Origin of the sequence: Pedobacter sp. HDW13 (assembly GCF_011303555.1) — a bacterium.
Lineage (GTDB): Bacteria > Bacteroidota > Bacteroidia > Sphingobacteriales > Sphingobacteriaceae > Pedobacter.
The window spans coordinates 4,296,227-4,308,329 of sequence record NZ_CP049868.1; the positions used below are offsets into that span (position 1 = coordinate 4,296,227).

The 12,103-nt window shown below is 38.8% G+C and carries 10 protein-coding genes; all 10 read left to right on the top strand.

What is annotated here, in order from left to right; genetic code table 11:
* The 10 genes from G7074_RS18360 (at window position 1) to G7074_RS18405 (ending at window position 12,079) form a co-directional block, all read left to right on the top strand.
* Complete coding sequence (locus G7074_RS18360) at window positions 1–1,464, top strand: nicotinate phosphoribosyltransferase (RefSeq protein ID WP_166210431.1); 1,464 nt, start codon at window positions 1–3, stop codon at window positions 1,462–1,464.
* A 191-nt stretch (window positions 1,465–1,655) separates the two neighbouring features.
* Window positions 1,656–3,695, top strand: coding sequence for a BatA domain-containing protein (locus G7074_RS18365; RefSeq protein ID WP_166210434.1), 2,040 nt, complete (start codon window positions 1,656–1,658; stop codon window positions 3,693–3,695).
* Window positions 3,692–4,948 carry a dihydroorotase gene (locus G7074_RS18370; RefSeq protein WP_124562304.1) on the top strand — a complete coding sequence of 419 codons (1,257 nt, stop codon included), beginning with the start codon at window positions 3,692–3,694 and terminating at the stop codon, window positions 4,946–4,948. The genes G7074_RS18365 and G7074_RS18370 overlap by 4 nt, the downstream gene beginning before the upstream one ends.
* A gap of 103 nt (window positions 4,949–5,051) precedes the next feature.
* Entirely contained in the window at window positions 5,052–5,720 is a 669-nt protein-coding gene (locus tag G7074_RS18375; RefSeq protein ID WP_124562305.1) for a hypothetical protein, read from the top strand.
* A gap of 15 nt (window positions 5,721–5,735) precedes the next feature.
* Complete coding sequence (locus tag G7074_RS18380) at window positions 5,736–6,305, top strand: DUF4199 domain-containing protein (RefSeq protein ID WP_166210437.1); 570 nt, start codon at window positions 5,736–5,738, stop codon at window positions 6,303–6,305.
* Between the two features lie 117 nt (window positions 6,306–6,422).
* Window positions 6,423–7,373: a glycosyltransferase family 2 protein gene (locus G7074_RS18385; protein WP_124562307.1), complete on the top strand. Its 951-nt coding sequence runs from the start codon at window positions 6,423–6,425 to the stop codon at window positions 7,371–7,373.
* 73 nt (window positions 7,374–7,446) lie between these two features.
* Window positions 7,447–8,415, top strand: a complete 969-nt coding sequence (locus tag G7074_RS18390) for a glycosyltransferase family 2 protein (RefSeq protein WP_124562308.1) — start codon at window positions 7,447–7,449, stop codon at window positions 8,413–8,415.
* A complete protein-coding gene (locus tag G7074_RS18395; RefSeq protein WP_124562309.1) occupies window positions 8,412–9,200 on the top strand; it encodes a hypothetical protein in 789 nt (262 codons plus the stop codon). The genes G7074_RS18390 and G7074_RS18395 overlap by 4 nt, the downstream gene beginning before the upstream one ends.
* Before the next feature lie 52 nt (window positions 9,201–9,252).
* Window positions 9,253–10,752 carry a GH3 auxin-responsive promoter family protein gene (locus G7074_RS18400; RefSeq protein ID WP_124562310.1) on the top strand — a complete coding sequence of 500 codons (1,500 nt, stop codon included), beginning with the start codon at window positions 9,253–9,255 and terminating at the stop codon, window positions 10,750–10,752.
* Window positions 10,753–10,918: 166 nt separating this feature from the next.
* A complete protein-coding gene (locus G7074_RS18405; protein WP_124562311.1) occupies window positions 10,919–12,079 on the top strand; it encodes a 1-deoxy-D-xylulose-5-phosphate reductoisomerase in 1,161 nt (386 codons plus the stop codon).
* Window positions 12,080–12,103 lie beyond the last annotated feature (24 nt).

Genomic DNA, 12,103 nt, shown 5'->3' on the forward strand with positions numbered 1-12,103 from the left:
ATGAACCCATTATTATTAACAGATGGTTACAAAGTTGACCACAGACGACAATATCCTGAACACACCACATTAGTCTACTCTAACTGGACACCAAGAAAAACCCGATACGAAGAAATCAATCATGTGGTTTTATTTGGCTTACAATACTTTATCAAAAAATATATTATCGAAGAGTTTGATAAAAACTTTTTCAGTCAGCCTAAAGAGGAAGTTTTAAAAAAATATGCCCGCCGCATTAACAATTACCTGGGCGAAAACCAGGTAGGTACTGCCCATATTGGTGCCTTACACGATCTGGGTTACATTCCGATGGTATTTAAATCTTTACCAGAAGGATCGAAAGTGCCCTTGCGTATTCCGATGTTTACCATGTACAATACGTTACCTGAGTTTTTTTGGCTGACTAATTATTTCGAAACATTGCTGTCGGCAGTGATTTGGTTGCCTTGTAATTCTGCAACGTTGGCGCTTCAATACCGCGGCATTTTGGAAAGGGCTGCTGCAGAAACTTCGTCAGTGCCCGAATTTGTAAACTGGCAGGGACACGATTTCTCTATGCGCGGTATGGGTGGCATAGAAGCTGCGGTTACTTCGGCAGCTGGCCATTTATTGAGTTTTACCGGAACTGACACTATCCCGGCAATTGATTTTCTGGAAGAATATTACAATGCCAATTCGGATGAGGAACTGATCGGCGGTTCAGTTGCCGCAACAGAACATTCGGTAATGTGCATGGGAACAAATACCGGCGAACTCGAAACCTTCAAAAGGTTGATCCAGGAAGTTTATCCCAATGGGATTGTTTCTATTGTTTCCGATACCTGGGATTTATGGAAGGTTTTAACTGAATACCTTCCTCAGCTAAAAAATGAAATAGTTAATCGGGAAGGAAAAGTGGTAATTCGCCCCGATTCTGGTGATCCTGTTGACATTATCTGCGGTAACGCAAACGGTAAGGATGAAAACGAGCGGAAAGGCGTAATTGAGCTGCTTTGGGACGTTTTTGGAGGAACAGTAAATGCAAAAGGTTTTAAAGAACTTGTTCCACAGATTGGTGCCATCTATGGCGATAGCATTAATTTAGAAAGAGCCAGCCAGATTTGCCAAAGGTTAAAAGCAAAAGGTTTTTCTTCTACCAATGTGGTATTGGGTATTGGTTCCTTTACTTATCAGTACAACACCCGTGATACCTTTGGTTTTGCCATGAAAGCAACTTATGGAGAAGTAAAAGGCGAAGGTCGCGAGATTTTTAAAGACCCTGTTACCGATGATGGCACCAAAAAATCGGCCAAAGGTTTGTTACAGATTTTTAAAGATGCAAACGACGAATATCAGCTAAAAGATCAATGCACCTGGGAGGAAGAAAGGAAAGGCGAACTAAAAGAAGTATTCAGGGATGGAAAATTGTTGATCGATCAATCGCTGGCCGAAATCAGGGACCGCATAAGAGAAAGTCAGATATAGTTTCTTTTGTTTTGCTAAACTGCCTGGTTGCCTGGCCGGCATCTCAATCAATTGTTTCATCCGGCAAAAATTGACGGGTGAAGCAATTGATCAGGTCCTGATTGCATAAGAGTAGACGACGGAGCTAATCCTTTAAGTTTATTACAATCCCGATTCGCCACTTTCCATATTTTTTCTATCTTTGGTTTTTAATGAATTTCCTGTATCCGGGCTTTCTTTTCGCACTAATATCGGTTGCTATTCCGGTTATTATTCATTTATTCAATTTCCGTAAGTTTAAAAAAGTTTATTTCTCTAATGTTCAGCTTTTAAAGGAAGTAGAACAGCAAAATTCTTCAAAAGAGAAACTTAAAAACCTGTTAATCCTTTTCTCGCGGATTTTAGCTTTAATTTTTTTAGTACTTGCTTTTGCACAGCCCTACATTCCGGCTGATAAAACCAAAACCACGGCGGTTGGAAATATTGCCAGCATTTATATCGATAACTCGTACAGCATGGAGGCCATTAACAAAGATGGTAACCTGTTGGATGAAGCCAAACGCAGGGCGAAAGAACTGATTAAAGGTTTTGGTATTAACGATCGTTTTCAGTTGCTCACCAACGATTTTGAAGGTAAGCACCAACGTTTACTTAATGCCGAAGAATTTTTAAAAGCGCTGGATGAAGTGAAAATTTCGGCGGTTAACCGCAACCTGCAGCAAATTTTAAACAGGCAGGGCAATATATTAACCGGACCTGAAAATAAGTATAGCTTTCTGATTTCCGATTTTCAGCAAAATATTTCGGTTGGTAAAAAAGCTGAAACTAAACCCGATATTCAATATTCGTTTTTAAAATTAAATGCCACTCCGCTGCCCAATATAGCGGTTGATAGCGTTTGGGTACTTTCTCCCAACCACCAGCCCGGAGCTAATGAACGTTTGATAGTGCAGTTAAAAAACTATTCAGCAGAAGAAGCAAAAAACATTCCTTTAAAGCTAAGCATCAACAATCAGCAGAAAGGACTTGGTTCGGTAACCATTCCGGCTGAAAAGATTATCCGCGATACCTTAAATTTTTCGGGTTTAAAAGCTGGTTGGCAAAAAGGCGTAATCAGCATTAAAGATTTTCCGGTAACTTTCGATGATACCCTTTCGTTTAGCTTTAAAGTAGAAGAAAGTTTTCCGGTATTGAGCATTAACGGCCCTACTGCCGGAAATTATATCAAAGCGCTTTTCGCGGCCGATACCTATTACAAACTGAGCGAAAATTCGGAAAACAATGTGAATTATAGCGGTTTTACCAATTACGGACTTATTGTCTTAAACGGTTTAAAAAATCCATCGAGTGGCTTGGCTCAGCAGCTGAAAAATTATTTAAACGCTGGTGGAACCATCGTACTCTTTCCCGATCTGGATGTCGATATTAACACTTATAATACTTTCCTAAATGCTTTATCACTGCCGGCTATTCAGACTTTAAATACCGGCGAAACGAAAATCGATAAAATCGAATTACAACATCCTGTTTTTAAAACAGTTTTCGAAGAAATACCCAAAAACCTGGACCTTCCTACAGTGAACCGCTATTTTTCTTTTGCTGAAACTGCCTCGGCCAATAAGGAAAATATTTTATTGCTTCCCGGCGGCAAAATGTTTTTTGCTAAATATGGCGTTAGTAGTGGTTCGGTGTATTTATCGGCCAGTGGCTTAAATCCAACCGACGGAGACCTGGCGCGTCACCCGGTTTTTGTGCCACTGATGTACCGCCTGGCTTTAAGCGGTGGCAATGAGGTGCCTTTATATTACAATTTGGGTAACGATAATGCATTGGCCAGCAAAAAAATAACTTTGGGCAAAAACCAGACCCTGAGCATTACCACAAATAATTTTGAGGTAACGCCCGAACTGAGGCAGGCCAATGGCAAAACATGGATTTACGTTGCCGATCAGATAAAACGTGCAGGTTTTTATAACCTTAAACTGGCTGATTCGGTTTTAGCCGTTTATAGTTTCAACAATGGTCGGTCAGAATCTGATATGCATTACCTGGATAAAGCTGCGCTTAATGAACTCACAGGAAAAAACAATGTAAAAGTATTCGATACCGATAAAGATGCGATTAAATTAATTGCCGGGGCCAATAAAATCGGACAGACTTTATGGAAACTTTGTCTAATTTTGTCGCTGGTTTTTATTGCAGCTGAAATCCTGCTCATCCGATTTTTTAATAACACAAAAAAAACAATATGAATCTCCTAGTTAAAAATGTAACCATTGCCGATCCGCAGAGTAAATTTAATAACCAGCAATGCGATATCAGGGTAGAAGATGGCAAAATTAAGAACATAGGTAAATTAACGACTGAAAAAACCGAAACGGTTTTCGAAGCACATGGAGCTTTTTTAAGCCCTGGCTTTTTCGACTTAAACTGCGCTGCAGGTGATCCGGGTTTCGAAACCAAAGAAGATATACAAACGCTTATCGCTGCTGCACAGGCAGGTGGTTTTACGGGATTGGCGTTATTACCGCAAACCAGTCCGGTAGTACAGTCGAAATCGCAGGTAGAATACATTGTAAATAAAGCTAAAAACAACCTGGTAGATGTATTGCCTGTAGGTGCCATTAGTCAGAACCGCGAAGCCAAAGAACTGGCTGAGCTGTTTGATATGCAACAGGCAGGGGCTGTGGCTTTCTCAGATGGAGATAAAGCTTTACAGGATGATGGTTTCATGAGCCGTGCCCTGCAATATGCCAAGGGGTTCGATGCTTTGTTGATGGTATATCCCGAAAACAAATCTATTGCCGGAAAATCACAGATCAACGAAAGTAAAAACTCAGTGCTGTTGGGTATGAAAGGCTTGCCTGCACTAGCTGAAGAAATGCACATTGCCCGCGATCTTTTTTTAGCAGGTTATAACGAAACTAAAATCCACATCAGCAATATTTCTACCGCTGGTTCGGTAGCATTGATTCGCAAAGCAAAAAAAGATGGTATTCGTGTTTCTTGCGATGTAACGGCACACCACCTGGTTTTTACCGAAGAATTACTGGGCGATTTTGATAGCAATTATAAAGTTAAACCTCCATTACGCAGCAAAGCTGATGTTAAAGCGCTAATTGCTGGCTTAAAAGACGGAACAATTGATGCCATTACTTCGCAGCACCGCCCCGAAGAAATCGAATTTAAAAATGTAGAGTTCGAAATTGCGCACTATGGCATTATAGCCCTGCAAACAGTTGTGCCGTTATTGCTAAAGGCGGGGTTGGATATTGGTCTTATTACAGAGAAGTTAGCCATTAATCCACGTAAATTGTTAAATTTATCTGTTCCGGTAATTGAAGAAGGGGCGGAAGCAAACTTTACAGTGCTTAATACTGGCGAAAAATGGCTGTACAATTCTGAAAGCAATTATTCAAGGTCGGCAAACAGTCCGTTATTGGGCACCGAACTTACAGGAAAAGTAAAACTGGTTTATAATAACAATCAATACTGGGAAAGTTAAAATTTAGCTGAAGTACCAAAAGCGTTAAATGTAATAAGGATAGAGGAAGAGCAATAGAATATTATATCTGAAAAATCCTGAAAATGACATAAAAGAACTAAGTATGGACAATAGAGTGAAAAAGGCGCTAAGCGCTTCAATTAATAAATACGCTGAAGTTTCGGCAACCAATGTAGCGGGTTTTGAAATAGAATTATTGGCAGCTTTCGGGCTGGATGTAAATTTCCTGGATAAGGTAACTGCTTTTGATGCTGTTTTTGATTCACATCCGAAATTTGAAGAATTACGCGAAGTATTTTTCGATTTATTGATGGTGAATTTCTTTAGCAACGATGTTCAAAAACTCGAAGATGATTATTTGGAGAGCGATGAGTGGGCTAATATCGAAGAAGAAACCATTGAGCGTGGGACAGAGTTGCTAAATCTCTTACTGTATATCAAAGAATGTAAAGACGAAGACTTAGATCCAGAATTAGGCGATTTCCTGAAAGAATTTTTATTGGTTGAAGATGATGAGTTTCAGGATGAGTTTGAAATTTATGAAGAACTGATTAGCAATCAGCAGTTGGCAGAAAGCAGTGTGGAAGATATTTGCAAAGCAGCAGGTAAGTTAAACATCAGCGAAGAGATGCAGGAACTGTTTGTGCCGTTTATGGTTTTCTTCCTTGATGTAGAAGGCAGTAAAGAAACTGAAAAAGAATTAATTCAGTTTAGCAGTAACAAAGCTTTCGATGCAGCATCTTATACATTGATCACAACAATCAATAACTAACTAAAATTTAAAAAAATGGACAAGAGTGCTCTTATTTCCAAATTAGCTTTAAAAAATGGATTAATGCTGGCTGCGGTTTCGGTAATTTTATCGTTAACCCTGCATTTTATTGATCCCGTATTAATTTACACCAGTTTTGCAGCTCAGATAGGCATATTTGTTTTATTCATTGCTTTATTGGTCGTAGTAGGTATTAACATCCGTAAAGAAATTGGTGGTTTTTGGACATTTGGAGAAGCTTTTAAAGCTTTTTTAATTGTTTCACTAATTCTGGCATTAACCGCAACACTATATAATGTGGTGCTGATGAGAATTATCGATCCAGATCTTCCTGCCAAAGCTGCTGCTGCAATTGAAACTGCACAGAGAGCTATGATGGAGAAATTTGGAATGGCCAGCGAACAAATTGATGAAGCTATGGCTAAAGCAGGTAATATGCAGGAAAAACTTGAGCCAACTTTTAAAAATATCTTTACCAGTTTTGGTGTTTCGTTAGCCTTGTATGGTGTATTGTCATTAATTTTATCGGCTATATTAAAGAAAAAAGAGCCGGTTATCTTTAATTCGTTTCCTAACGAGGGCTAATTTCTTTTATAAAATTTTGAACGTGCAGGTTTTATCATTTAATTTGATGAAATTTGCACGTTTTAATTTAAACAAACCTTGCTGATTTTTAAAACCTGCAAGGTTTACGCTTAAAAAATGGATATATCAGTTGTAGTACCCTTATTTAATGAAGACGAATCGCTGCCCGAATTAACGGCATGGATTGATAAAGTGATGATCGAAAATAATTTCAGCTATGAAATTGTACTCGTTGATGATGGTAGTACCGATAAATCCTGGTCGGTAATTGAAGATTTAAGATTGCAAAACCAGGCCATAAAAGGTATTAAATTTAGGCGTAACTATGGCAAATCGGCAGCTTTAAATGTAGGCTTCGAAGCTACTCAGGGCGATGTGGTAATTACCATGGATGCCGATTTACAGGATAGCCCCGACGAAATTCCGGAGTTGTACCGCCGCATTAAAGAAGAGAAACTCGATCTCATTTCTGGCTGGAAAAAGAAACGTTACGATCCGATTACGAAAACCATCCCAACAAAACTATTCAATGCTGCTACCCGTAAAATGAGCGGCATCGAGCTAAACGATTTTAACTGTGGTTTAAAAGCTTATCGCAACGATGTAATTAAAACCATCGAAGTATACGGCGAAATGCACCGTTACATTCCGGTTATTGCGAAATGGGCAGGTTTTAATAAAATTTCGGAGCAGGTTGTAGAGCACCGTGCACGTAAATATGGCACTACGAAATTCGGTTTCAGCAGGTTTATAAACGGCTTTTTAGATTTACTGTCCATATTTTTTGTGGGTAAATTTGGCAAACGCCCCATGCACTTTTTTGGTTCGCTGGGCGTATTGAGCTTTTTTATCGGTATTGTCATGGCCCTGTATATCCTGTTTGAAAAGAAATATTTAATCTGGCAGGGATTGGCTTACCGCGATGTAACCGACCAACCTTTGTTTTATTTATCGTTGGTTGCCATTGTTGTAGGTTCTCAAATGTTTTTGGCAGGCTTCATTGCCGAACTTTTATCGCGTAACGCACCAGAAAGAAACCAGTATTTGATAGAAAAGGAATTAAGGTAGAAAGCGTGAAGGCGGAAGGTTTGTCCGCCTAACACCCTCAACCTTTAAACCTTTCACCTTCAACCTTCACAAAATGTTTTTCTCCATCATCATCCCACTTTACAATCGTCCGCAAGAGATAGACGAACTGTTGAATACCCTTACCCAACAAACTTATTTACAGTTTGAGGTTTTGGTAATCGAAGATGGTTCGAAAAACGACGCAAAGGCCATTGTCGATTCTTATGCAGATAAGCTCGATATCAAATATTATTTCAAAGAAAATGCCGGACAGGGCTTTGCACGCAATTTTGGTTTCGAAAGGGCTAAAGGCGATTACTTTGTTATTTTTGATTCCGATATCTTGGTTCCGGCTAATTACCTCGAGATTGTTAAAAACTACCTATACGAGCACCATTTAGATGCTTATGGTGGTCCGGATGCAGCCCATGATAGCTTTACTCCAGTGCAGAAAGCCATTAGTTACGCCATGACCTCGCCTTTTACTACTGGTGGTATTCGCGGTAACAAAAAGCACGTGGGGCAGTTTCACCCACGCAGTTTTAATATGGGTGTTTCGCGCCAGGCCTGGGAAAAGGTTGGTGGATTTATTTTAACCCGTTTGGGCGAAGATATTGAATACAGCATCCGTATTCACGAAAATGGCTTTAAAATTGGGTTGATTCCTGATGCCAAAGTTTACCATAAACGCCGCACCAGTTTTAGCCAGTTTTATAAACAACTGCATTTTTTCGGCAGGGCCCGGATAAATATCTATAAACATTTTCCTAATGAATTAAAACTGGTACACTTTTTTCCGGCGTTATTTACATTGGGTTTTGGTTTCACTATTTTGTGTAACTTTATATATCCTCCATTAGCATATGTTTGTAACTTCTTGTTATTGATTTACTTTATGTTGATATTTTTTCATTCATGGTCTGTAAATAAATCGTTAAAAGTTGCATTTTTGAGCATTATATCTTCCTTTATCCAATTAACTGCTTATGGTTTAGGATTTATACAGGATTTATTTAAACGTGTGGTACTTAAACAACAATGATAAACTATTTAAAAGAAAGCACATTTGCCGTTAATGATGTAATCCAAAAAGCCTGGAGCATAACCAAGAAACATTATTTCTCGATTGCAACGCTGTGCTTTTTGATGTTCATTACTGCCAGTGCATCGAGCTTAATGGCCTTTTTTATAAAGGATGTAAGTAAGGCGCTGAGCATCATCATGGTTATCATTTTTGTGCTGCTGTACTTTACCATCAACCTTTCGCTGTTCAAATATATTTTCCATTTAATGGATGATGAAGAAAGCGATGTTAAAATTGTAGATACATTACCAACTCGTCAGCAGATTATTCGATTTTTGGTGGCTACCCTTTATTTTGTAGGCTGTATTTTTGGCGTTTACCTGGTGGTTATCCTGGTTGCCTTTCCTTTTATTTATACCGGTATTAATGTAACTATTGTTAAAAATGTGGCTATTTCTGTAGGTATTATTGCCATTTTTATCACCTGGTTGAGGATTTCTTTCTTCCCGTTTTTCATTATCGATAAAGGAGCAACTCCGTTCGATTCTATTAAACTGAGTCTGGCAACTACCAAAGGGAATTTTACTAAAATTTTATTGTTACTCGTGGTTTTGGGCGGTGGCTATTTAATTTATCTGTTGTTAAACTATCTGCAATGGCCTTTAGTGGCGTTTATTGTAAATATATTAAGTTCGTTTATTATTGTTCCGCTATCGAGTGTGGCCTTAACGGTTGCCTACCGCAAAATTTCTAGCGAATATAAAGGCGATGAACACCCGGATATTTTGCATAATATCGTTTAGGTAAATATTCGCCCTTCAATCATTTAATCATTCCGTAATTCAATCATTAAAAATGGGATTAAAAGCAGCATTAAGTAAACCCTTTGCAGCGTTTGCAGTTTGGCAAATTAACAAATGGAAGTATAATGCCGTAAATACCCAAAATAACATCCTTAAAAAGCTTGTTGAAGAGGCTAAATATACCGCATTTGGTAAGGACCATCACTTTGCGGAGATCAAAAGCTACGCAGATTTTAAAAGGCATGTTCCTGTTCAGGATTATGAAGGACTAAAGCCTTATGTTGACCGTGTTGTGGCCGGCGAAACTGATGTGCTTTGGAAAGGTAAACCACTTTATTTTGCTAAAACATCGGGTACCACTTCGGGGGTAAAGTACATTCCACTTTCAAAAGAGTCGATGCCAGAGCACATTAAAGCTGCCCGTAATGCCATTTTAACTTATATTAACGAAACAGGAAAGACTGACTTTGTAAACGGTAAAATGATCTTTTTACAGGGGAGTCCGGTGTTGAGCGTGAAACATGGTATAAATGTGGGGCGTTTATCGGGTATTGTGGCGCATCATGTGCCGGCTTATTTGCAAAAAAACAGGTTGCCATCCTACCAAACCAATATTATTGAAGATTGGGAACAAAAGGTTGATGCTATTGTGGAGGAAACCATCAACCAAGACATGACCTTGATTTCGGGTATTCCGCCGTGGGTACAGATGTATTTCGATAAACTTTCGGAGAAAACGGGTGGCAAAAAAATTGCAGAGATTTTCAAAAACTTTAGCCTTTTTATTTATGGTGGCGTAAATTTCGAACCTTACAGGGCTAAAATTGAGCAGAGTATCGGCAAAAAAATAGATGCCATTGAAACTTATCCGGCTTCAGAAGGATTTATTGCCTACCAGGATTCGCAAAAAGATAAAGGCTTGTTATTATTGGCTGATGCAGGGATTTTTTACGAGTTTATCCCGGCTGATGAATACCATAACGATCAGCCTACACGCTTATCGCTTGCAGAAGTTGAACTGGATACCAATTATGCACTGATTTTAAATACCAACGCGGGTTTATGGGGCTATAGCATTGGTGATACCATTAAGTTTGTGTCTAAAAATCCTTATAAAATTGTAGTTACTGGTCGTATTAAACATTTTATTTCGGCTTTTGGCGAGCATGTAATTGGAGAAGAAGTAGAGTACGCCTTGTTAAGTGTTGCCAACGAAGAAAAGGTAGAAATAACCGAATTTACGGTTGCACCACAGGTTAACCCAAAAGCTGGAGAACTGCCTTACCATGAGTGGTTTGTAGAGTTTTCGACAGCACCAAAAGATATGGCTGCTTTTAGTAAAAAGGTAGATGAGGCTTTGCAAAAGAAAAATATTTATTACTTTGACCTGATTGAAGGCAATATTTTGCAACCTTTAATTATCCGATCTTTGCAGAAAGATGCTTTTGTAAGTTATATGAAAAGCGAAGGGAAACTGGGTGGGCAGAATAAAGTACCAAGGTTGAGTAACGACAGGAGACTGGCGGAGGGGTTGGAGAAGTATATAGTTTAATAGATAGATCCGTCATTTCAAGCGTAGTCGAGAGATCTATACAGATCTCTCCATTTGCTGCGCTTCAGTAGAGATGACGATCGTTCTTCTGAATGCCGTTTGGAAGAACAGCTATAAAAAATTGATAAAAGCTTAATTAAATTTAGGCGCTACGAGATTAAAAGATTTGAAAAGAATAACCATACTAGGTTCTACAGGAAGCATAGGTACACAAGCATTAGAAGTTGTAAGAGATCATCCTGCAGCTTTTAAAGTTACTGTGTTATCGGCACTAAAGAATGCTACATTACTTATTCAGCAAGCGCTTGAATTTAAGCCTGCTGTTGTGGTAATTTGCGATGAAAGCAAGTACAACGAAGTTAAAAATGCCTTATCTGCTACACATATAAAAGTTTTGGCAGGTGAAGCAGCTCTGGCCGAAGTTGCTGCTTACGGCGATAGCGATATTGTACTTACTGCGTTAATGGGATCGGTCGGCTTGAAACCTACCATTGCTGCTATAAAAGCTGGGAAAAACATTGCACTTGCCAATAAAGAAACTTTAGTGGTAGCGGGCGAATTAATTACCCAACTGGCTACTGAGCATCAGATTAAAATTTTACCTGTAGATTCTGAGCACTCTGCCATATTTCAATGTCTGGTAGGTGAGGAGCATAATGAAATCGAAAAAATTTACCTTACCGCATCTGGAGGTCCGTTTTTAGGCAAAATAAGAGATTTCTTATCGACAGTAAAAAAAGAACAGGCACTTAAACACCCCAACTGGGTTATGGGGGCTAAAATTACGATCGATTCTGCTTCGCTAATGAACAAGGGCCTTGAAGTAATCGAAGCCAAATGGTTATTTAACCTCGAGGCTGATCAGGTTGATGTAATTGTACACCCGCAATCTATTATCCACTCACTGGTGCAATTTACCGATGGATCGATGAAAGCCCAAATGGGACTGCCCGATATGAAATTGCCCATTCAGTACGCTATAAATTATCCCGACAGGCTAAAAAACAATTTTAAACGTTTTAATTTTCTGGATTATCCAAACTTTAGCTTTCAGCAGCCAGATATAGAAACCTTCAGGAATTTAGGTTTGGCCTATCAATCGTTAAGAAAGGGCGGTAACATGCCATGTATTTTAAATGCAGCTAACGAAATTGTGGTAGCGGCATTTTTGGAAGATAAAATTGGTTTTCTGGAGATGAGTGATGTAATTGAGCAGTGCATGGAGGAGATTGGTTTCATTGAAAAACCGCAATTGAGTGATTATTTAGAAACTGATAAACATAGCCGTATCTTAGCCGGAGAATTAGTAACAAAAAGTATAGTTTAACATCTAACCTAAAAATTTTAAAAG

Excerpts from the sequence above, each read along its gene's own strand:
- G7074_RS18360 (WP_166210431.1), top strand. The coding sequence starts at position 1 with ATGAACCCATTATTATTAACAGATGGTTACAAAGTTGACCACAGACGA.
- G7074_RS18365 (WP_166210434.1), top strand. The coding sequence starts at position 1,656 with ATGAATTTCCTGTATCCGGGCTTTCTTTTCGCACTAATATCGGTTGCT.
- G7074_RS18370 (WP_124562304.1), top strand. The coding sequence starts at position 3,692 with ATGAATCTCCTAGTTAAAAATGTAACCATTGCCGATCCGCAGAGTAAA.
- G7074_RS18375 (WP_124562305.1), top strand. The coding sequence starts at position 5,052 with ATGGACAATAGAGTGAAAAAGGCGCTAAGCGCTTCAATTAATAAATAC.
- G7074_RS18380 (WP_166210437.1), top strand. The coding sequence starts at position 5,736 with ATGGACAAGAGTGCTCTTATTTCCAAATTAGCTTTAAAAAATGGATTA.
- G7074_RS18385 (WP_124562307.1), top strand. The coding sequence starts at position 6,423 with ATGGATATATCAGTTGTAGTACCCTTATTTAATGAAGACGAATCGCTG.
- G7074_RS18390 (WP_124562308.1), top strand. The coding sequence starts at position 7,447 with ATGTTTTTCTCCATCATCATCCCACTTTACAATCGTCCGCAAGAGATA.
- G7074_RS18395 (WP_124562309.1), top strand. The coding sequence starts at position 8,412 with ATGATAAACTATTTAAAAGAAAGCACATTTGCCGTTAATGATGTAATC.
- G7074_RS18400 (WP_124562310.1), top strand. The coding sequence starts at position 9,253 with ATGGGATTAAAAGCAGCATTAAGTAAACCCTTTGCAGCGTTTGCAGTT.